This window comes from Streptomyces sp. CY-1 (genome assembly GCF_047218265.1).
Classification (GTDB): Bacteria; Actinomycetota; Actinomycetes; order Streptomycetales; family Streptomycetaceae; genus Streptomyces; species Streptomyces niphimycinicus.
In genome coordinates this window covers 3481589-3501957 of the sequence record NZ_CP178393.1, presented here as the reverse complement: position 1 = coordinate 3501957, position 20369 = coordinate 3481589, and the positions used below count along the sequence as shown (strand labels likewise).

General features: G+C 71.2%; 16 protein-coding genes. 8 read left to right on the top strand and 8 right to left on the bottom strand.

Going from position 1 to position 20369, the window contains the following annotated elements; genetic code table 11:
- Window positions 1–165 precede the first annotated feature (165 nt).
- Both ACK1X7_RS15110 and ACK1X7_RS15105 read left to right on the top strand, forming a co-directional pair.
- Window positions 166–897 carry a hypothetical protein gene (locus ACK1X7_RS15110; protein WP_413115169.1) on the top strand — a complete coding sequence of 244 codons (732 nt, stop codon included), beginning with the start codon at window positions 166–168 and terminating at the stop codon, window positions 895–897.
- On the top strand, window positions 849–1298 hold the full coding sequence (locus ACK1X7_RS15105; RefSeq protein ID WP_413115168.1) for a hypothetical protein: 450 nt from the start codon (window positions 849–851) through the stop codon (window positions 1296–1298). The genes ACK1X7_RS15110 and ACK1X7_RS15105 overlap by 49 nt, the downstream gene beginning before the upstream one ends.
- Here ACK1X7_RS15105 and ACK1X7_RS15100 read toward each other — a convergent pair.
- From ACK1X7_RS15100 to ACK1X7_RS15070, 7 genes are all read right to left on the bottom strand, one after another.
- Window positions 1295–2221 (bottom strand): aminoglycoside phosphotransferase family protein, encoded by a 927-nt coding sequence (locus ACK1X7_RS15100; RefSeq protein ID WP_385138411.1) that lies wholly within the window; start codon window positions 2219–2221, stop codon window positions 1295–1297. The two genes, ACK1X7_RS15105 and ACK1X7_RS15100, sit on opposite strands and share 4 nt — an antisense overlap.
- A gap of 18 nt (window positions 2222–2239) precedes the next feature.
- The gene (locus ACK1X7_RS15095; protein WP_385138408.1) at window positions 2240–2911 is read right to left on the bottom strand and encodes a helix-turn-helix transcriptional regulator; all 672 of its coding nucleotides are present in this window, start codon (window positions 2909–2911) and stop codon (window positions 2240–2242) included.
- Complete coding sequence (locus ACK1X7_RS15090) at window positions 2908–4050, bottom strand: threonine synthase (protein ID WP_413115167.1); 1143 nt, start codon at window positions 4048–4050, stop codon at window positions 2908–2910. The genes ACK1X7_RS15095 and ACK1X7_RS15090 overlap by 4 nt, the downstream gene beginning before the upstream one ends.
- Window positions 4051–4134: 84 nt before the next feature.
- The gene (locus ACK1X7_RS15085; protein ID WP_413115166.1) at window positions 4135–4998 is read right to left on the bottom strand and encodes an HAD family hydrolase; all 864 of its coding nucleotides are present in this window, start codon (window positions 4996–4998) and stop codon (window positions 4135–4137) included.
- Window positions 4999–5182: 184 nt separating this feature from the next.
- The gene (locus ACK1X7_RS15080; RefSeq protein ID WP_216343449.1) at window positions 5183–6031 is read right to left on the bottom strand and encodes a phosphatase PAP2 family protein; all 849 of its coding nucleotides are present in this window, start codon (window positions 6029–6031) and stop codon (window positions 5183–5185) included.
- A gap of 122 nt (window positions 6032–6153) precedes the next feature.
- Entirely contained in the window at window positions 6154–7206 is a 1053-nt protein-coding gene (locus ACK1X7_RS15075) for a LacI family DNA-binding transcriptional regulator (protein ID WP_385110964.1), read from the bottom strand.
- A gap of 25 nt (window positions 7207–7231) precedes the next feature.
- Window positions 7232–8902, bottom strand: coding sequence for a glycoside hydrolase family 13 protein (locus tag ACK1X7_RS15070; RefSeq protein ID WP_413115165.1), 1671 nt, complete (start codon window positions 8900–8902; stop codon window positions 7232–7234).
- 263 nt (window positions 8903–9165) lie between these two features.
- Between ACK1X7_RS15070 and ACK1X7_RS15065 the strand changes: the two genes are divergently transcribed.
- From ACK1X7_RS15065 to pulA, 6 genes are all read left to right on the top strand, one after another.
- Window positions 9166–10443 (top strand): extracellular solute-binding protein, encoded by a 1278-nt coding sequence (locus ACK1X7_RS15065; protein ID WP_385138396.1) that lies wholly within the window; start codon window positions 9166–9168, stop codon window positions 10441–10443.
- An 11-nt stretch (window positions 10444–10454) separates the two neighbouring features.
- Entirely contained in the window at window positions 10455–11477 is a 1023-nt protein-coding gene (locus ACK1X7_RS15060; protein WP_390792890.1) for a carbohydrate ABC transporter permease, read from the top strand.
- Window positions 11478–11479: 2 nt separating this feature from the next.
- Window positions 11480–12310, top strand: a complete 831-nt coding sequence (locus ACK1X7_RS15055) for a sugar ABC transporter permease (RefSeq protein WP_385156594.1) — start codon at window positions 11480–11482, stop codon at window positions 12308–12310.
- Window positions 12307–13338 carry a LacI family DNA-binding transcriptional regulator gene (locus tag ACK1X7_RS15050; RefSeq protein WP_385156591.1) on the top strand — a complete coding sequence of 344 codons (1032 nt, stop codon included), beginning with the start codon at window positions 12307–12309 and terminating at the stop codon, window positions 13336–13338. The genes ACK1X7_RS15055 and ACK1X7_RS15050 overlap by 4 nt, the downstream gene beginning before the upstream one ends.
- A gap of 309 nt (window positions 13339–13647) precedes the next feature.
- A complete protein-coding gene (locus tag ACK1X7_RS15045; protein WP_385156589.1) occupies window positions 13648–15039 on the top strand; it encodes an alpha-amylase in 1392 nt (463 codons plus the stop codon).
- 246 nt (window positions 15040–15285) lie between these two features.
- Entirely contained in the window at window positions 15286–17934 is a 2649-nt protein-coding gene (gene pulA, locus ACK1X7_RS15040; protein ID WP_413115164.1) for a pullulanase-type alpha-1,6-glucosidase, read from the top strand.
- A gap of 271 nt (window positions 17935–18205) precedes the next feature.
- On the opposite strand, the gene ACK1X7_RS15035 is transcribed toward pulA, so the two are convergent.
- On the bottom strand, window positions 18206–20146 hold the full coding sequence (locus ACK1X7_RS15035) for a hypothetical protein (protein ID WP_398159347.1): 1941 nt from the start codon (window positions 20144–20146) through the stop codon (window positions 18206–18208).
- Window positions 20147–20369 lie beyond the last annotated feature (223 nt).

The following is a 20369-nucleotide window of genomic DNA, read 5'->3' as shown; positions in this document are numbered from 1 at the left end:
GGCATTGGGGATCCCAGCAGTTCTCGCCGAAAAAACAACGCTAGCCGTGCGGCATCGCCTGATCTGGGCTGATTTCCGGAGAAACGGCCCGAGGGCCTTGGAAGGCTCGATAGCGTCACGAGTCGGGGACTCAGTTGGGATGTAACGACTTAAGGGGTTCAGGGCATGGCGACAGATGTCCTCGACGGATCGGTTCCGGCAGCAGCCGAACGCGGGCAGCGTGTCCTCGACCTCCTGGACAAGGCAATCGCCGGCCAGAGCCCACTGGCGCGCAAGAACATCGCCCGGGCCCGCGAGAGGAACCCAGAGGCGACACCGGCGCAGGTGATCCGCAATCTGGAGCGGATGCACGTCAGAGCCTTGACCGGGACGGGTGCCGCAGTTGGAGGAGTGGCGGCCGCGCCCGGCGTCGGCACGGGAGTCGCACTGGCACTGTCGGCAGGCGGGACTCTCTCATCTCTTGAACTGGGTGCCCTCTTCGCGCTCTCGATCGCCGAAGTCCACGGAGTCTCCATCGACGAGATCGAGCGTCGCCGAACGATCGTGATGGGAATCATGCTCGGCGGGTCCGGCTCCGCCACCATTGGCAAGGTCGCCGAGCGTACGGGGCAACACTGGGGACGTCAGGCGGTCGCCAAGGTGCCTGCCGAGACGTTGCGTCAGATCAACAGGATCTTGGGGAAGAACTTCGTCACGAAGTACGGGACCAAGCAGGGAATCATCGTTCTCGGTCGAGTGGCACCGTTCGGTATCGGCGCTGTGATTGGTGGTGGAGCCAACGCTGCCCTCGCCACTCTGGCAGTGAGGGCCGGTCGTCGCGCATTTGGTCCACCCCCGACGTCGTGGCCATGGCTGACGCACAGCGCATCGCCAGCGTCCGAGAACTCGCACGGCTGAACCTTGGTGCACTGAAGCCCGGCGCGGGAGCCGTCACCGGCCCTGCCGCTCACGGCCCGCCGCCCGGCGACGAAATCACGAGCCCGGCACCGCCGGACCCATTCTTGCGTATCCCCCTCGCACCAGATGTGCAAGGGGCGGACTGGGACATATTCGGCGAACTCGACCGGATTCGCGTCCCCACCCTCGTGCTGGGCGGGGAATTCGACGAATGCGTTCCCGCGCACCTCGCCGATATCGCCGACCGCATACCGGACGCCGAACATATGACCCAGCCCGGGGCGGCTCATATGGGATATCTGGAGGAACCACCTCTGCGCCGTGCCTATGTCGGATTGATCCGGGACTACATGGCACGCGTCGAAGCCCGGACGCACCAGAGTCCGCCGGAATCCGCCTAACGGTGGTTCAGCAGGGCCGTGGCGATGGTGACCTGGGCCGGTTCCAGAGTGGTCTTGCCGTCCTCGATGTCCCAGAGGGCGTTCTGGAGGACGCGGCCGAGGGTCCAGCCGGTGGCCCGCCGCCGGTCCAGGCCGAGGGCCTCGGTCAGCAGATCGAAGCGCCGGAGCACCGCGCGGGTGGGGTCGGCGGTGGCCAGGATCTCGTCCCAGCGGTTGTCCAGCGCCGGCAGGAGCTCGAAGCCGGGGTCGCCGGTGAGCGGTTCGGGGTCGATGGCCAGCCAGGGCTCGCGTTCACCGGCGAGGATGTTGTCGTAGTGGAGGTCCCAGTGCAGTAGCCGGTCGCCCGGTTCGTCGAGGAGTTCGGCCACGGCGGAGGCACAGACGCGGACCAGCCGCTGTTCGGCCGGGTCGCGCAGGGCCGGTACGGCGTCGGGCGTCTGCTCGAGCATGGCGGTGGCGATGTCGGACAGCCGGCGCAGGCCGCCGGGGGCGGGTACCGAGGTCAGGCGGGCCAGGAGGTCGGCCAGGATGCGCATCGCGGCGGTGTCGTCGGGCACCGAGGAGAGCGGACGGGTCGCGTCCAGCCGTTCCAGCAGCATGGTGCCGGTGTCCGGGTCGTGGTCGAGCAGGAGCGCTACGCCGTTGCCGTTCCAGGTCCGCAGGCCCAGCGGAACGCCTTCGGTCTCCTCCCTGACCTGCTGGAGCTTGAGGACCGCCGGGGTTCCGTCCGCGTCGGTCACCGGGAGGACGAGCGAGGCCATGCCATGTGCGGCGGGACCGGCCGGGCGCAGTCCCCAGCGGTCGAGGAACTCCGCGGCCAGGCGGGGGAGCGCGGCGAGCCAGGCGCGGCCGGTGGCGTCGTGCTCGCCGAACGACGCGGCGAAGGCGTCGGGGATGTCGATGCGGCGGATCGGTGGGGTCATCGGGGGAGGTCTTCCTTGTCAGGGCGAGCGCAGGTAGTTGTAGACCGTGGCCCGTGAGACGCCGAGCAGTTCGGTGACCACCTGGACGGAGTGCTTCACCTGGAGGAAGCCGCTGGTCTTGAGGGTGCGGACGAGTTCCTTCTTGGCGGGGGTGCCCAGGCTGCGCGGGGTCTGGCCGCGGGCGGCGGCGAATTCCTCGATGACGGTGCGCAGCTCCGCTGCGCTGCGCGCGCGGAGGGTTTCGGTGAGCGGCTGCTGCTGCTCATCGGTCCGGACGAGGTTGTTGAGACTGCGGGCGACGCTTCCGAAGAGGGAGACGTCCAGGTTGAGGCAGATGGCGGCGACGTACTGGCCCGCGCCGTTCTTGATGCCGATCGAGGTGCTCTTGGCCGGGCGGCCGTCCGGGAAGCGGTTGGCATAGTTCTGGACGATGTCGGGGAAGCCGGGGTCCTGGATCCGGGCCAGGCCCAGCTCGGTGGTGGGCTGGCCCACCTCGCGGCCGGAGAGATTGCTCTCGATGGCGCGGATGGACTGGTCGGGGTTGCGCAGATCGTGCAGGACCACCTCGCACAGCCCGGGGAACATCCGGCCGATGGCGACCACGATCTTCTCGGCCTCGCGGAGCAGCAGCTCGTCCTCGGGCGTTCCCGTCGTCTCCTGACGCTTCTTCTCGGCCATCCGATCGGTCATCCGAACAGCTCCGTCATCGTCGGCGTCGCCTTCAGCCCCGACCCGGTCAGCAGCACCACCGTGGTCTCCCCGGGGCGGATCGCGCCCCGCGCCCGGAAGACCTCGATCGCCGCGGCGGCCGTCGCGCTGGTCGGCTCCGCGTACAGCCCCGTCGCGGCCAGCCGGCGGACCGCCGCGGCGATCGCGTCCTCCGGGATGGCCGCCATGTCGCCGTCCGAGCGGCGGATGGCACGCAGCACCTCGGGGAAGCGGACGGGCTCCCGGATGGCCGTGCCCTCGGCGATGGTCGGGGCGTGGTCGAACGGCACCGGGGCCTCCGTGCCCGCGCGGAACGCGGCGTGGAGCGGTGCGCAGTGGGCGGGCTGGGCCACGAGCAGCCGGGGGCGGCAGGCGATCTGGCCCGCGGCGAGCAGCTCGGAGAAGCCGAGGTCGCAGCCGAGTACGGTGCTGCCCGCGCCCGCCACGGTCACCACGGCGTCCGGTGCGGTGAAGCCCAGGTCCTCCCACAGCTCGTACGCCAGGGTCTTGGTGCCCTGGAGGAAGAAGGGGTGCCAGTTGTGGCTGGCGTAGTACGTATGGGCCGACTGGCGCAGGGCCTCCGCCGCCGTGGCGTCCCGGTCGCCGGGCACCAGCTCGACCTCGGCGCCGTACGCCCGGCTCTGGAGGATCTTCGCGGGGGAGGTGGTGGCGGGGGCGAGGATCCTGGCCCGGATGCCGGCCGCGGCGCAGTACGCCGAGACGGAGGCCCCGCCGTTGCCGGAGCTGTCCTCGATGACCTCCCGTACGCCCCGTTGGGCGAGGAGCGAGATCATCACGCTGGTGCCGCGGTCCTTGAAGCTGCCGGTGGGGCTGAACCACTCCAGCTTGAAGAGAATCCGATCCTCCCCCCAGTCCTTCTCGACCAGCGGGGTGCACCCTTCACCCAGTGACACCGGGGCGTCGATGCGCACCGGGAGGGCCGCTCGGTAGCGCCAGAGTGACCGGGCCCCGGTGTCCACCTGCTCGCGGGTGATGCCGGGCAGAGCGGAGACGGTGAGGGGAGCCCCGTCGTCACCGCACCAGCGGGGATCGTCGATGGAGTAGGTGGCTCCGGAGCGCTCGTCGACGTAGTGGGCTTCGGATCGTGGTTCAGCTCGCACCTTGGATATTTTGTTTAGTTCTATATGCTCAGTCAAGGAGTGACGGGCGGCTCCAGCGGGTCGCGAGTGGGGTGCGAGAGCCGCTCAAGGGTGGGCGAACAGCCGTTCAAGCACCACCGCGACCCCGTCCTCTTCATGGGACGGCGCCACCTCATCGGCTATCGCCATCAGCTCCGGATGCGCGTTGCCCATCGCGACCCCGTATCCGGCCCAGCCCAGCAGCGGGATGTCATTGGGCATGTCGCCGAAGGCGATCGTCTCCGCGGGGGTGAACCCCATCCGGTCGGCGGCCAGTTGCAGCCCCACCGCCTTGTCCGTCCCGGCCGGGAGCACCTCGATCATGCCCTTCTCGGAGTGGGTCACCGCCACCTCGCCCGCGCCCACCCGCTCCGCGGCCTCGGCGACCAGCCCGTCCGCCACCGTCCGGTGGCGCATCAGCACCTTCTCGATCGGCGCCGCCCACAGCTCCTCCCGCTCGGCCAGCCCCCACTCCGGGCGCTTCCGGTCGGTGAAGTGAGCGGTGACGACGAAGCGGTTCTCGGGCGCCGCCGTCACCACGGCCAGCTCCAGCGGCCCCGCGCCCAGCGCCTCCTCCGTGCGCTCCACCACCGACCGGGCCAGCTCCCGGTCCAGCGACGCCGAGACCAGCAGCCGGTCCGCGGAGGCGTCGTACAACTGCGCGCCCTGTCCGCACACCGCGAGCCCCCGGTAGCCGATCGCGACCAGGAACTCCCGGCAGGACGCGGCCGGCCGCCCGGTGGCCACCAGATGCCGCGCCCCGGCCGCCCGGACGAGGGCGAGCGCCTCACGGGTGCGGGGCGAGACCGTCAGATCCTTGCGCAGCAGGGTGCCGTCGAGGTCGGTGGCCACCAGCGGGAAGCGCGGCCGCCCGGCGGTACGGGGCCGGGGGAGCAGCACGCCCGGCGCGGCGATGGCCCCGGTGCGCATGGAGGGGGGTACAGAAGCGTCAGCGGTATCGGCGGTGTGCACGGTGGCCGGTGGTCCCTTTCGTCACGCTCATCGTGCTCATTCCGCGTCGATCAGCGCGACACATGGAGCCCCTGAACTCATGTCGACCCTTGACCTCATGTCGACCTTGCGGAACAGAGAATGGCGGCTCCGCCGGGGACGATCAAGCCGTGCAGATCACGGCCACCTGCTTCGGCAGCCGGTACGGCAGCGAGCCGTACCACGCGCACGACAGCACGAAACCGAAGGAGAGACAGACGACCCCGCCGACCGCGTCCATCCAGAAGTGGTTGGCGGTGGCGACGATCACCAGCAGCGTGGCCGAGGGGTAGAGCAGCCCCAGCACCTTCACCCACACCGGACGGGCCAGCGTGGCGATGGTCAGACCGCACCACAGCGACCAGCCGATGTGCATCGAGGGCATCGCCGCGTACTGGTTCGACATATCGGCGAGGTTTCCCGAGGCCATCGAGCCCCAGGTGTTGTGCGCCACCACGGTGTCGATGAAATGGCCGCCGCTCATCAGCCGGGGCGGGGCCAGCGGAAAGAAGTAGTAGCCGAGCAGGGCCACGCCCGTGGTCGCGAAGAGCGCCAGCCGGGTGGCGGCGTAACGGCCCGGATGCCAGTGGTAGAGCCACACCAGCACGCCGAGCGTCACGATGAAGTGGAGCGTCGCGTAGTAGTAGTTCATGCCCACGATCAGCCAGCTCACCGAGTCGATCGCATGGTTGACGCCCCGTTCGAAGGCCAAGCCGAGCCGGTGCTCCCACTCCCAGATCCAGCCCGCGTTGCGCAGCGCCTCCGGCCGCTGCTCCGGGACGGCGTTGCGAATCAGCGAATACGTCCAGTAACTGACGGCGATGAGGACGATCTCGAACCAGAGCCGGGGTCTTCTGGGCGTACGCAACCGGTCCATCAGGGTGTGGTGCGGCGCCCGTGCCGCATCGGTGTCCGCGAGAGGTGCCGGGGTGGCCATTCGGCCCGCCGTCGTCCTGATAGTCGCTCCACCCATAGGGCAACAGTCTGCCAGACGACGTCCACCCGCAGATCAACCGCGGCATCGGGTCTTGATTGCTTATGTCCTGGTCCGGGGGTCCTCTATGGGGCGTATATACGCCTACGTCCCCGGGCCGGCTAGGCCGCGCCCCCGGCCGCCCGGCCCCGCGCCTCCACCCCATGGGCCGACGCCGTGGAGCCGCGCACCACCAGTTCGGGGAGGAAGACGAACTCGCTGGGCGGGGCCGGAGTGCCGCCGATCTCCTCCAGCAGCGCCCGCACCGCCGCCTGCCCCATCGACTGCACCGGCTTACGGATCGTGGTCAGCGGCGGATCGGTGAAGGCGATCAGCGGGGAGTCGTCGAAGCCGACCACCGAGACGTTCTGCGGGACCCCCAGGCCCCGCTGCCGGGCCGCCCGGATGGCGCCCAGCGCCATCATGTCGCTCGCGCAGACCACCGCCGTACAGCCCCGGTCGATCAGCGCGCTCGCCGCCGCCTGGCCGCCCTCCAGGGTGTACAGCGAATGCTGGATCAGTTGCTCGGACTCCTCCGGGGAGAGCCCCAGCCGATCCCGCATCGCCTGCTGGAAGCCTTCGATCTTGCGCAGTACGGGAACGAATCGCTTCGGCCCGAGCGCGAGACCGATCCGGGTGTGCCCGAGCGAGACCAGATGGGTGACCGCCAGCCCCATCGCCGCCCGGTCGTCGGGGGAGATGAACGGCGCCCGCACCTTCGGCGAGAAGCCGTCCACCAGCACGAACGGCACACCTTGGCCGCGCAACTGGTCATAGCGCTGCATATCGGCCGAGGTGTCCGCGTGCAGCCCCGAGACGAAGATGATCCCGGCCACGCCCCGGTCCACCAGCATCTCGGTCAGCTCGTCCTCCGTCGAGCCGCCGGGAGTCTGGGTGGCCAGCACCGGGGTGTAGCCCTGCCGGGTGAGTGCCTGCCCGATGACCTGGGCCAGCGCGGGGAAGATCGGGTTCTCCAGCTCGGGGGTGATCAGTCCCACCAGCCCGGCGCTGCGCTGCCGCAACCGCACGGGCCGTTCATAGCCGAGGACGTCCAGGGCGGCGAGGACGGACTCGCGGGTGGCCGTGGCCACCCCCGGCCTGCCGTTGAGGACGCGGCTGACGGTGGCTTCGCTGACCCCCGCCTGGGCTGCGATGTCAGCAAGCCGTGCGGTCATGGAGTGGGACTGTACCGGTCGCGTGTCAGATTGCCCACCACGCGCACGAATCAGGCGGAATGCGTACGGTTCCGGCCCCGTGCGAAAGCGGCGCCGACGACAGCAGGGCACGCCCCGGGACCGGCAGTTCGACCTCCTCCGCGAGCGTGTTGAGGGTGCACACCAGGCCCGGCCGGGACAGCGCGAGCACCCCCGCCGGGGCCTCCAGCCAGCTCATCGGCCCGTCCCCCAGACCCGGCAGCTCACGGCGGAGCGCGAGCGCGCCGCGGTACAGCTCCAGCGTGGAGCCGGGGTCGCCGGTCTGCGCCTCCACCGACAGCCCGGACCAGCCGTCCGGCTGGGGCAGCCAGCTCCCACCTGGGCCGAAGCCGTAGCTCTCGCCGGAGCGGGTCCAGGGCAACGGCACCCGGCAGCCGTCGCGGAAGCCGTCCTGCCCGCTCTGGCCGTCCTGCCCGTCGGGGGAGGTGCGGAAGAAGGCCGGGTCCTGGCGCAGCTCGTCCGGCAGGTCGGTCACCTCGGGGAGGCCCAGCTCCTCGCCCTGGTAGAGATAGGACGAGCCGGGCAGCGCGAGGGTGAGCAGGGCCGCGGCGCGGGCGCGGGCGAGCCCCTGCTCCGGGCCGCCGTCGGCTCCGTCGGCGTAACGGGTGGTGTGCCGGACCACGTCGTGGTTGGAGAGCACCCAGGTGGTGGGGGCGCCGACGGAGCCGGTCGCGGCCAGCGACTCGTCGATCACCTCGCGCATCGCGGCCGCGTCCCACGGGCACTTGAGGAACTGGAAGTTGAACGCCTGGTGCAGCTCGTCGGGGCGTACGTAGAGGGCCAGCCGCTCGGCGGTGGGCGCCCATGCCTCGGCGACGCCGATCCGGTCACCGGGGTAGGAGTCCAGCAGCCGGCGCCAGGAGCGGTGGATCTCGTGCACCCCGTCCTGGTCGAAGAACGGCAGCACCTGGGAGCCGATCAGCTTGGCCTGTTCGGTACGGCCGATGTCGGGCAGCCCGGCGGCCTTGACCATGCCGTGCGCGACATCGATCCGGAAGCCGTCCACGCCCAGGTCCAGCCAGAAGCGCAGCACCGAGTCGAATTCGGCACGCACCTCGGGGGAGTCCCAGTTGAGGTCGGGCTGCTCGGGGGCGAAGAGATGCAGATACCACTCACCGGGGGTGCCGTCCGGATCGGTGGTACGGGTCCAGGCGGGGCCGCCGAAGACCGACTCCCAGTCGTTCGGCGGCAGTTCGCCGTGCGCACCGCGGCCGCGGCGGAAGTGGTACCGGGTGCGGGCCGCGCCGCCGGGCCGGTCGGCGAGCGCCTCGCGGAACCATGGGTGCTGGTTGGAGCTGTGGTTCGGGACGATGTCCACGATCACCCGCAGCCCCAGCTCATGGGCGGTCCGCACCAGGTCGTCGGCATCGCCGAGGGTGCCGAAGAGCGGGTCCACGGTGCGATAGTCGGCCACGTCGTAGCCGCCGTCGGCCTGCGGGGAGGCGTAGAAGGGGGTCAGCCAGACGGCGTCCACACCCAGCCCGGCGAGGTGCGGCAGCCGCTCCCGCGCTCCGCGCAGATCGCCGATCCCGTCGCCGTCGCTGTCGGCGAAGGACCGTACGTACACCTGGTAGATGACGGCGTCGCGCCACCATCCGGGGCTCTCGGCCGGTCGCACCGGCTCGGTGGGAAGGGAGGTCGTGAGCTCCTGGGTCATGGCGGGAACGTAACAGCTCTGCAATGCCTTGCGGAAGAGCTTGCAGGGCGTGCTGGTGCCCTTGAAGGGGGCTCCGGTCGTGTTGTGGGCGCATGTCAAGCGGCTGAAGGGAAGCGGAGCGGCTACCGCGGGGACACGCGGACGTAACGATGCCGAGCGCCTTGCAGAAATTTGCCGCAAGCTCTTTCGGCGGGCTTGCGGCCCTGTTACGTTCCTCCGCAACCCGGGGCCGCGACGGAGCGGCCGGCTTTGGAGGAGTTCAGATGCGACGTGGCATAGCGGCCACCGCACTCGTCGCGGCCATGGCGCTCGCGGCGACGGCATGCGGCGGTGACGACGGCGGCAGCGGCGACAAGAAGTCCGGCGGCAAGCTCTCCGGCACCGTGACCTACTGGGACACGTCGAACGAGGCGGAGAAGGGCACCTACAAGGAGCTCGCCCTCGGCTTCGCCAAGAAGCACCCCGACGTCAAGGTCAACTACGTCAATGTGCCCTTCGGCGAGGCCCTGGCCAAGTTCAAGAACGCCGCGGGCTCCGGCGGCTCCGGCGCGCCCGATGTGCTGCGCACCGAGGTCGCCTGGACCCAGGACCTCGCCAACATCGGCTATCTCGCGCCGCTGGACGGCACCCCCGCCCTCGCGAACCAGTCCGACTATCTGCCCAAGGCCCTGGCCGGCGCCAAGTTCAAGGGCAAGACCTACGCCGTACCGCAGGTCATCGACACCCTCGGCCTCTTCTACAACAAGAAGATGCTGAAGGACGCCGGGGTCCAGCCGCCCAAGGACTGGACCGAGCTGAAGGCCGCCGCCAAGAAGATCAAGGAGAAGACCGGCAAGACGGGTCTGTATCTGCGCGGCGACGACGCCTACTGGTACCTGCCCTTCATCTACGGCGAGGGCGGCGATCTCCTCGACACCGGCGCCAAGAAGGTCACCATCGACGACGAGCCCGGCGTCAAGGCGTTCGCGGCCGCCCGGGACCTGGTCACCTCCAAGGCGGCGGAGACCGACGCCACCGACGGCTGGGACAATATGCAGAACGCCATCAAGAACGGCGACGTCGCGATGACGATCAACGGGCCGTGGGCGATCGAGGACACCCTGGCGGGCAAGGCGTTCAAGGACAAGTCCAACCTCGGTGTGGTCCCCGTCCCGGCCGGCAGCAAGGGCCAGGGCGCCCCGCAGGGCGGCCAGAACCTCACCGTCTACGCCGGATCGAAGAACCTGGCCGCCTCCTACGCCTTCGCCCAGTACATGAGCTCGGCCGAGGTCCAGGCCAAGACCACCGAGAAGCTCTCCCTGCTGCCCACCCGCACCTCCGTCTACTCCGACAAGTCGGTGGCCGCGAACCCCAATGTGAAGTTCTTCAAGGCCGCCGTCGACAAGGCCGTCGAGCGCCCCTGGATCCCCGAGGGCAACAGCCTCTTCCAGGCGATCCTGGTGCAGTTCCCGAACGTGCTCACCGGCAAGACCTCACCCGAGAAGGCCGCGAAGTCGGCCGGTGACGCGTACCGCAAGCTCCTCAAGGGCGACTGGAAGTAGGGCCGGCGACGATGGCTGTCGACACCAGCCGGCCGCTGGACCCGGCCGCGGGCGCGAAGGGCGCCCGCGGCCGGGGCGGCCGGGTTCACAAGGATGGCACCCCGCCGCGGAGCCGGATCCGCAACGCACTGGCCCGCCACTGGTACGCCTGGGCCATGGTCGCGCCCGTCGTGATCGTCATCGGGCTGATCATCGGCTATCCGCTGGGCCGCGGCCTGTATCTGTCGCTGACCGACGCCAACGAGGCCAACGTCGAGCGCACCATCGGGATCAACCACATCCCCGCCACCTACCAGACGGTCGGCCTCGACAACTTCAAGGCCATCCTGGAGGACCAGGTCTTCTGGGACCGGCTCGGCTGGACCGTCACCTGGACCGTCTGCTGTGTGGCGCTCACCTTCTCGATCGGCCTGGGCCTGGCCGTACTGCTCAACCGGCGGTTCGCCGGGCGCACCCTCTACCGGTCGCTGCTGATCCTGCCCTGGGCCGTCCCCGCCTTCGTCTCCGTCTTCGCCTGGCGGCTGCTCTACAACGAGAAGAACGGCATCCTCAACAAGGTGCTGGACGGCGGCGGAATCGACGCGGTGCCCTGGCTCAACGACCCCACCATGGCCAAGGCGTCGGTGATCGCCGTGAACATCTGGCTCGGGGTGCCGTTCATGCTGGTCGCGCTGCTCGGCGGATTGCAGTCCATCCCCGGTGAGCTGTACGAGGCCGCCGAGATGGACGGGGCGAGCCCCTGGCAGCGGTTCCGCCACATCACCCTGCCCGGGCTGCGCTCGGTCAGCTCCACCGTGATCCTGCTGTCCACCATCTGGACGTTCAACATGTTCCCGGTGATCTTCCTGCTGACCCGCGGCGGACCCGGCGACGCCACCGAGATCCTGGTGACGTACGCCTACCGGCTCTCCTTCGTCAACAGCCCGCGCGACTTCGCCGGCGCCTCGGCCTGGGGTGTGCTGATCCTGCTCATCCTGATGCTCTTCGCGGTGGTCTACCGCCGTTCGCTCCGCAAGCAGGGAGAGGTGTGGTAGCCATGCGCGACCAACGACGCGGCCCGCTCGCCTCCGTCGGGCTGCATACGACGCTCGTCATCGCCTCCGCGATCGCGGTCTTCCCGCCGCTGTGGCTGGTGGTGACCTCGTTCAAGCCCAAGAGCGAGGCGTTCAGCACCGATGTGGTGAAGAACCCGACGCTGCGGAACTATCAACACGTCCTGGGCGACACCGAGTTCCTGACCTGGTTCGGCAACTCGCTGTTCATCGTGGTCATCACCACGATCCTGGGCGTCTTCGTCGCGGCCACCACCGGGTACGCCGTCAGCCGCTTCCGCTTCCCCGGGATGCGCCCGCTGATGTGGCTGCTGCTGATCACCCAGATGTTCCCGGTGGCCATCCTCATCGTGCCGCTCTACAACATCATGTCGACGCTGGGCTGGCTCAACCAGCCGATCTCGCTCATCGTCACCTACCTCACCGTGGCCGTGCCGTTCTGCGCCTGGATGATGAAGGGCTTCTTCGACACCATCCCGGTGGAGATCGACGAATCGGGCCGGGTCGACGGCCTCAACCCGTTCGGCACCTTCTGGCGCCTCGTCGTCCCGCTGGCCAAGCCGGGACTCGCGGTGACCGCGTTCTACACCTTCATCACCGCCTGGGCCGAGGTGGCCTACGCCTCCGCCTTCATGACGGGCGAGGACAACCTCACCCTCGCCGCCGGACTCCAGACCTTCGTCAACCAGTACACCTCCGACTGGGGCTCCATGACGGCCGCGGCCGTCATGATCGCCATCCCGGCGGCGCTGGTGTTCTCCTGGGCCCAGCGGCATCTGGTCGCGGGGCTCACTGCCGGAGCGACCAAGTCGTGACGAGCCCACCCGCGGCAGGGCCGCGGCTTGCCGATATCGCCGTACAGGCCAAGGTCAGCGAGGCCACCGTCAGCCGGGTGCTCAACGGCAAGGCGGGGGTGGCGGATGCCACCCGGCAGCGGGTGCTCGCCGCCCTCGACATCCTCGGCTACGAGCGGCCGGTGCGGCTGCGGCGGCGCAGCGCCGGGCTGGTCGGCCTGGTGATCCCGGAGCTGACCAACCCGGTCTTCCCCGCCTTCGCGCAGATCATCGAGCAGGTGCTGGCCGGGCATGGGTACACCCCGATCCTGTGCACCCAGATGCCCGGCGGCGCCACCGAGGACGAGCTGGTGGAGCAGTTGGAGGAGCGCGATGTGGCGGGCATCGTCTTCATGTCAGGACTGCACGCCGACACCACGGCCGACCCCGCCCGCTATGCCCGGCTGGCCGGCCGCAGGGTGCCGTTCGTGCTGATCAACGGCTATAACGAGCACATCCAGGCCACCTTCGTCTCACCCGATGACCGGGCGGCGGCGCGGATGGCCGTCCGCCATCTGTCCGCGCTCGGCCACCACCGCATCGGCCTCGCGGTGGGGCCCGCCCGCTACGTCCCCGCGCAGCGCAAGGTCGAGGGGTTCCTCGCGGCGAGCACCGAGCTGCTCGGCCGATCGCCCGGCGAGGCGGGGGAGTTGGTGCGGCATACACTCTTCAGTGTCGAGGGCGGGCAGGTGGCGGCGGCCACCCTGCTGGACCAGGGCTGTACGGGCATCGTGTGCGGCAGCGATCTGATGGCGCTCGGGGTGATCCGGGAGGCGGCCCGGCGCGGGCTGCGGGTGCCGCACGAGGTGTCCGTGGTCGGCTTCGACGACTCCCCGCTGATCGCCTTCACCGATCCACCGCTGACCACCGTGCGGCAGCCGGTGCAGTCGATGGCGACGGCGGCGGTGGGGGCGCTGCTGGAGGAGATGGCCGGAAACCCGGTGCAGCACACGGAGTTCGTCTTCCAGCCGGACCTGGTCGTCCGCGGCTCGACGGCCAGACTGCGCTAGCGGTGCGCGACGGCCTGGCAGCGGGAAGAGGGGAAAGGTCCGCGGACACCCCGGGGAAGGCCGATCCGACCGGCCGGGCGCGTGAGGCCCGTCGAACGGGCCCCCGGCCGATCGGACCGTGACCGGGAACGTAACACCGCCGCAATCGCTTGCGAAAGGTCTTGCAACGAGGAGAACTCGCGAGTACGGTCCGGTCACCACCCCAGGACTGACGTCTTGCAGCAAGAACCTTCAACTGGCCTTACGGGCATGGCGCGTTGCCGCATGAGGCTCAATCGTCACCCCAGCTCTTCCCCCCACGGAGGAACGATGGCCGGCAACCGCACCTTCCTTGCCACCGCACTCGCCCTCGCGGCAGGCTCGGTGGCCCTTCTCGCGCTGCCCCCGCAGACGGCTCAGGCGACACCGCCCGGCACCAAGGACGTCACCGCCGAACTCTTCGAGTGGCGTTACGACTCCGTCGCCAAGGAGTGCACCAGCACCCTCGGCCCCGCCGGATACGGCTATGTCGAGGTGTCACCTGCCACCGAGCACATCCAGGGCGGCCAGTGGTGGACCTCCTACCAGCCCGTCAGCTACAAGATCGCCGGACGGCTCGGCGACCGCACCGCCTTCAAGAACATGATCGACACCTGTCACTCGGCGGGCGTCAAGGTGGTCGCCGACGCCGTCATCAACCACATGTCCGCCGGATCCGGCACCGGCACCGGCGGCTCCTCGTACACCAAGTACGACTATCCCGGGATCTACCAGGCCCAGGACATGGACGACTGCACCTCGCAGATCAGCAACTACCAGGACCGCTGGAATGTGCAGCACTGCGAGCTGGTGGGCCTCGCCGACCTGGACACCGGCGAGAGTTACGTCCGCACCCGGCTCGCGCAGTACCTGAACGACCTGCTCTCGCTCGGTGTGGACGGCTTCCGCGTCGACGGCGCCAAGCACATCCCGGCCGAGGACCTGGCCGCCATCAAGAGCCAGTTGAGCGACCCCGGCGTCTACTGGAAGCAGGAGGTCATCCACGGCGAGGGCGAGGCGGTCTCCCCGACGGAGTATCTGGGCAACGGCGATGTGCAGGAGTTCCGCTACGGCCGTGACCTCAAGCGGGTGTTCCAGGGCGAGAAGCTGGCGTATCTGAAGAACTTCGGCGAGGGCTGGGGCTATATGGCGAGCGGCCAGTCCGGTGTCTTCGTCGACAACTGGGACACCGAGCGCAACGGCTCCACGCTGACGTACAAGAACGGCGCCGACTACACCCTCGCCAACGTCTTCATGCTGGCCTGGCCCTACGGCTCCCCGGACGTCCACTCCGGCTACGAGTTCAGCGACAACGACGCGGGCCCGCCGAACGGCGGCGCGGTGGGCGCCTGTTACCAGGACGGCTGGAAGTGCCAGCACAAGTGGCCCGAGATCATGAGCATGGTCGCCCTCCGCAACACCGCCCGCGGCGCATCGGTGACCAATTGGTGGGACAACGGCAACAACGCCATCGCCTTCGGACGCGGCGACAAGGCGTACGTGGCCATCAACCACGAAAGCGGCTCCCTCACCCAGACCTTCCAGACCTCGCTCCCGGCCGGCGGCTACTGCGATGTGCAGAGCGGCAAGTCCGTGACGGTCGACTCCGCGGGGAAGTTCACGGCCACGCTGGGCGCGAATACGGCGGTGGCACTGCATGTGGGCGCTCGTAACTGCGGGTAGGCCGCTGCCCGCACCGGCGGGCCCGGAGGCAAGGGGCTCCGCCCCCGCCCCGGGTCCGGGGTCCCGGTTTCGGCCCTGGGTTCCGCCCCTGCCTAGGGCTCGGGGCTCGCCTCGGGCTCCGCCCCTGCCCGGGCATCGCCCCGCAGTCCTCCCCGCTACGCGGGCGGGCCGGGGCGGCCTCGGTCCCGCCCGGGGACGTGGGCGCGGCGCCCACATCCACACACACTTCAAGGAGCCACCAGCCCCGTGAAACCCCCGAGAGTCCCCCTGTTCCGTACGGCCGCCGCGCTCGCCGCCCTGGCGCTGGGCGCGGCGGCCGTGCCCGCCGTCTCGCAGACCGCCCGGGCCACGGCAGCGACCGCTGCCACCGCCGAGGCGCAGTGGATCGACCGCGCCACCGTCGTCTGGCAGGCCGAGCACACCGCCGCGACCGTCGAGGAGCTGAGCTACGCCGACGGCGGCACCCTGCGGCTGACCCCGGCCGCCCTGACCGACGCCCAGAAGGCCGCCTACCCCCATCTGGCCGGGCGCCCCGCCTATCGCCTCGACCCGCGCGACCGCGACAAGGCCGCCATCGCGCTGCGCGGCCCGCTCGCCGCCGTTCAGCGTGCGGCCGACGACCACGGCCAGGTACTGCACCGCACCGGGGTGCAGATCCCCGGCGTCCTGGACGACCTCTACGCCGATCGGGCGCGCCGGGCCCGACTCGGCCCGGTCTTCCACGGGGACCGCCCCACCCTCTCCGTCTGGGCGCCGACCGCCCGGTCCGTGTCGCTCGACCTCGCCGGGCACACCGTCGCCATGCGGCGGGACCCCGGCAGCGGAGTGTGGAGCGTGACCGGCGGCCCCGACTGGCGGGACAAGCCCTACCGCTACCGGGTCGAGGTCTGGGCGCCGAGCGTCGGGAAGACCGTCACCAACGAGGTCACCGACCCCTACTCGACCGCCCTGACCGCCGACTCCGCCCGCAGCCTGGTCACCGACCTGGCCGACCCCCGGCTCGCCCCCGCCGGCTGGGCGTCGCTGAAGAAACCCGCGGCCGTCCCGCTGCGCGACGCCCGCATCCAGGAGCTGCACATCCGCGACTTCTCGATCGCGGACCCCACCAGCGCCCACCCCGGCCAGTACCTCGCCTTCACCGACCGCGACTCGGACGGGATGCGGCACCTCGGGCGGCTGGCCCGGTCCGGCACCTCGTACGTCCATCTGCTGCCCGCCTTCGACTTCGGCACCGTCCCGGAGCGGCGGTCCGACCAGGCCCGGCCCGGCTGCGAGCTGGCCGCCCTGCCCGCCGACTCCGACCGCCAGCAGAAGTGCGTGGCCGAGACGGCCGCGAAGGACGGCTTCAACTGGGGCTACGACCCGCTGCACTACACGGTGCCGGAGGGGTCCTACGCGAGCGACCCGGACGGCCCGGCCCGCACCCGCGAGTTCCGGCAGATGGTGCGGGGCCTGGCCCACGCCGGGCTGCGCACCGTCATGGACGTGGTCTACAACCACACCGTGGCCGCCGGACAGGACGGGAAGTCGGTGCTCGACCGGATCGTGCCCGGCTACTACCAGCGGCTGCTGGACGACGGCAGTGTGGCCACCTCCACCTGCTGCCCCGGCACCGCACCCGAGCACGCGATGATGGGCAAGCTGGTGGTGGACTCGATCGTCACCTGGGCCAGGCAGTACAAGGTCGACGGCTTCCGCTTCGACCTCATGGGCCACCACCCCAAGGCCAACATCCTGGCCGTACGCAAGGCCCTCGACGCACTGACCCCCGCCAAGGACGGGGTGGACGGCAAGTCGATCATCCTCTACGGCGAGGGCTGGAACTTCGGCGAAGTGGCCGACGACGCCCGCTTCGTCCAGGCCACCCAGCGCAATATGGCCGGCACCGGCATCGCCACCTTCAGCGACCGGGCGCGGGACGCGGTGCGCGGCGGCGGGCCGTTCGACGAGGACCCCCGCGTCCAGGGCTTCGCCTCCGGGCTCTTCACCGACCCCAACGGGTCGCCCGCCAACGGGAGCCCGGACGAGCAGCGGGCCCGGCTGCTGCACGCCCAGGACCTGATCAAGGTCGGGCTCTCCGGCAACCTCGCCGACTACGCCTTCACCGACACCGGCGGACGCAAGGTCAAGGGCTCCGAGGTCGACTACAACGGCTCCCCGGCCGGTTACGCCGCCGCCCCCGGCGACGCGCTCGCCTACGCCGACGCCCATGACAACGAGACCCTCTACGACGCGCTCGCCTACAAGCTCCCCGCCGCCACCTCGGCCGCCGACCGGGCCCGGGCGCAGGTACTGGCCCTGGCCACCGCCACCCTCTCCCAGGGCCCGGCGCTCAGCCAGGCCGGGACCGACCTGCTGCGCTCGAAGTCCCTGGACCGCAACTCCTTCGACAGCGGCGACTGGTTCAACGCCATCCACTGGGACTGCGCGTCCGGCAACGGCTTCGGGCGCGGACTGCCCCCGGCGGCGGACAACCAGCCCAAGTGGCCTTACGCCAAGCCCCTGTTGACCAATCCCGCGGCACGCCCCGGCTGCCCCGAGATCACGGGCGCCTCGGCGGCCTACCGGGACCTGCTGCGGATCCGCACCACGGAGGCGGCGTTCAGCCAGGGCACGGCGGAGGGGGTGCAGAGGGCGCTGTCCTTCCCGCTGTCCGGGACCGGGGAGACGCCGGGGGTCATCACCATGCGGCTCGGTGGGTTGGTCGTGGTCTTCAACGCGACCCCGTCCCGGCAGTCGCAGACCGTCCCCGGCCTGGCCGGGAGCCCGTACGCCCTCCACCCGGTCCAGGCGCATGGCGCCGACGCCACGGTGAGGACGTCCCGGTACGAGCGCGCGACCGGCACCTTCGCGGTGCCCGGGCGTACGGTGGCCGTCTTCGCGGGCGGGGGCTAGCGGCCGGGGGCTGGGCGGGGCGCCCGGCGGACCACGCGGGCGCGCCGCATAGCGATGCTTTCCCCTCCCCGCCCCTTCCCGATACCAGAGGCCCCGCCCCCGGCCCCCCCGCCGGGGCCCCGCCCCGGACCCCGCTCCTCAAGCGCCGGAGGGGCTGGATTGGCGTGGGCCCCGCCCCCGGAGTTCGGGGTCCAGGGGCGAAGCCCTTGGTATCGGGAAGGGGCGGGGAGGGGAACAGCCCGCCGCAGGCGTCAAGCCTGCCGGACACCCCCTAGCGCAATGGGCTCAGACGGCCGCCATCCGCCAGCCGGGCCCTGAGGTCGGCGCGGGCGCCCGCCTTCGCGGGGAGGGTCAGGCCGCGGCCGTAACCGCGGCCCCGGACGCCGCCGGTGGCGACGATCCCGGTGACCTGGCGGCTTCCGGCGGCCAGCAGATACCACCGGCCGGACCGCGCCTTCCACAGCACCCCCGCCAGGACCCGCGGCTCGCGCGGGCCGCAGGCGGGGGAGTTGTCGGCGCTGGAGACGACCGCGCCCGTCGCGCCCCGGCGGGTGTCCCACGGCTGGAACTGGGCCAGGACCTTGCTGCCCGTGTCCCGCCAGGTGTCGGCGCGGGTGCACAGCCAGGCCGCGTGGCCGCCCGCCTCCGGCAGGGCCTGGGCGGCGAACCGCCAGGCGTTGACCGAGCGCACCCCCCGCCCGCGCATCATCGCCAGCCGGCACCCGGTCCTGGCCCAGCTCGCACGGGCCGCCCGCCCCGCCACATCGCGGACACCGGCACCGGGGGTGCCGTACGTGAGCCGGGCCGGGGCCAGTTCGCCCAGGTCGGCGACGAGCCGGGAGCCGAACTGTAGGGCGGGCCAGCCACGGCAGGGCCGCAGTTGCGGAACGGTGCGCACCGGGTCGGTCACCCCGTGCCCGGTGCGGTGCAGCGGACGTGGCGCCCCGGCCGGGTGGAGCAGATCCCGCACCCAGGCATGGCGCACCCAAGGGGCGGTCAGATAGCGGACGTTGCCGTCCGTGCGGCTGAGGACCAGCGCGGTCGAGGTGGCCGCGTCGGCCGCGTCCAGCCGGGCGAAGTCCAGCGCGGCGGCACTGCCCTCGCCCGCCTCCGCGTACCGCGCCACCCGCAGTCCGTCGTACAGCAGCACCACCGTGGCCTGGTCCACCTCGCCCGCGAACAGCAGTTGCGGCGGCCCCGAGGGCGGCCCGGACTGCGTGCCCAGGGTGGCCGACACCCGCACCGAACGGCCCGGCCGCGCCCACACGGCCAGCGCGCGGCGCAGCAGCGCGGTGTCCCGTACGCGGTCGCCGCGCGCGGGCCAGGAGGAGAACCCGGCGCGGGACGCGTTGCGCCAGGCGTCGGGCGCGGCCCGCGTCAACCGAGCCGGATCCAGGGCCCGTTCGGAGGACGGATTACGGGCGTACGAGGGCGCGGCCGCACCGGTCGGCCCCCAGCCCCGCCCCGGCACACCCAGCAGCGTTCCGCACACCACCAGCGCCACCACGGCCACCAGCACCGCCCGCACATGCTGACGGCGGCGCATCAGATCGGTGGGCCGCGCCTGGAGCGAACACGGGTCGAACTCCGCGGACTCCAGCAGCGATTCGTCCCGGCTGCCGGCCTGCTCCGGCACCGAATCCGCCTCGTCCAGCGCGGCCCGCGCGTCGTCGACCCCCGCGGCGCGCAGCAGGGTGCGCGCCTCGTGCTCACCGAGCCGCTCCAGCTCCCGCAGTACGTACGCGGCGCGGCCGGGGCCGGACAGCTCCGACAGGGCTCGCTCCAGGGCGAGTTCATCGGCCCCGCCGGAGCGCGGGAACAGCCGCAGCCCGAACACCTGCGGCAGCGCCGGGGGCCGCTGCCACCAGCGCCGCGGCCGGGCGGCGCGCAGCGCCAGGCGCAGCACCCGCAGCCGCACATAGGCATAGCCGGTGTCGGCCCCCGGGCCCTTCGTCCCGCGCTGCCAGGGCAGTTCGACATCGGGGTGCGGGTCCGGGCCCGTGCCGTAGCCGCGGTTGCGCGGCAGCGCGCGCTGGGCGAGGGCATGCGCCGCGAGCACCCGGCGGGTGCGCCCGATGCCCGGCGGCAGGATGAGATACGCGAGCCGCACCAGCCGCGGATAGTGCTCGACGATGGCGGCCTCGGCCTGCTCGACGTCGATCAGGCCGGTGGTTTCGTCGTCGGGGGCGACTGTCGCCTGGTGCTGGTCCACGTGTCGTGAACGAGTGGCGGGCCGGGTAGGTCACCTACGGGTGTCCGGCGGGACTCGGCGCCTGCGGCGGGCTGCTTTCCCCTCCCCGCCCCTTCCCACAACTGGGGCTCCGCCCCAGACCCCGGCGTCCAGGGGGCCGCGGCGGAGCCCCACCACGCGGCGGAGCCGCAAATCGATGCTTTCCCGTCCCCGCCCCTTCCCGCGGCATCGGTATGTGCTCCGG

What these genes read in the sequence shown, in the direction of transcription:
- ACK1X7_RS15110 (WP_413115169.1), top strand. Translation starts at nt 166, where the DNA reads ATGGCGACAGATGTCCTCGACGGATCGGTTCCGGCAGCAGCCGAACGC.
- ACK1X7_RS15105 (WP_413115168.1), top strand. Translation starts at nt 849, where the DNA reads ATGGCTGACGCACAGCGCATCGCCAGCGTCCGAGAACTCGCACGGCTG.
- ACK1X7_RS15100 (WP_385138411.1), bottom strand. Translation starts at nt 2,221, where the DNA reads ATGACCCCACCGATCCGCCGCATCGACATCCCCGACGCCTTCGCCGCG.
- ACK1X7_RS15095 (WP_385138408.1), bottom strand. Translation starts at nt 2,911, where the DNA reads ATGACCGATCGGATGGCCGAGAAGAAGCGTCAGGAGACGACGGGAACG.
- ACK1X7_RS15085 (WP_413115166.1), bottom strand. Translation starts at nt 4,998, where the DNA reads ATGCGCACCGGGGCCATCGCCGCGCCGGGCGTGCTGCTCCCCCGGCCC.
- ACK1X7_RS15080 (WP_216343449.1), bottom strand. Translation starts at nt 6,031, where the DNA reads ATGGGTGGAGCGACTATCAGGACGACGGCGGGCCGAATGGCCACCCCG.
- ACK1X7_RS15075 (WP_385110964.1), bottom strand. Translation starts at nt 7,206, where the DNA reads ATGACCGCACGGCTTGCTGACATCGCAGCCCAGGCGGGGGTCAGCGAA.
- ACK1X7_RS15070 (WP_413115165.1), bottom strand. Translation starts at nt 8,902, where the DNA reads ATGACCCAGGAGCTCACGACCTCCCTTCCCACCGAGCCGGTGCGACCG.
- ACK1X7_RS15065 (WP_385138396.1), top strand. Translation starts at nt 9,166, where the DNA reads ATGCGACGTGGCATAGCGGCCACCGCACTCGTCGCGGCCATGGCGCTC.
- ACK1X7_RS15060 (WP_390792890.1), top strand. Translation starts at nt 10,455, where the DNA reads ATGGCTGTCGACACCAGCCGGCCGCTGGACCCGGCCGCGGGCGCGAAG.
- ACK1X7_RS15055 (WP_385156594.1), top strand. Translation starts at nt 11,480, where the DNA reads ATGCGCGACCAACGACGCGGCCCGCTCGCCTCCGTCGGGCTGCATACG.
- ACK1X7_RS15045 (WP_385156589.1), top strand. Translation starts at nt 13,648, where the DNA reads ATGGCCGGCAACCGCACCTTCCTTGCCACCGCACTCGCCCTCGCGGCA.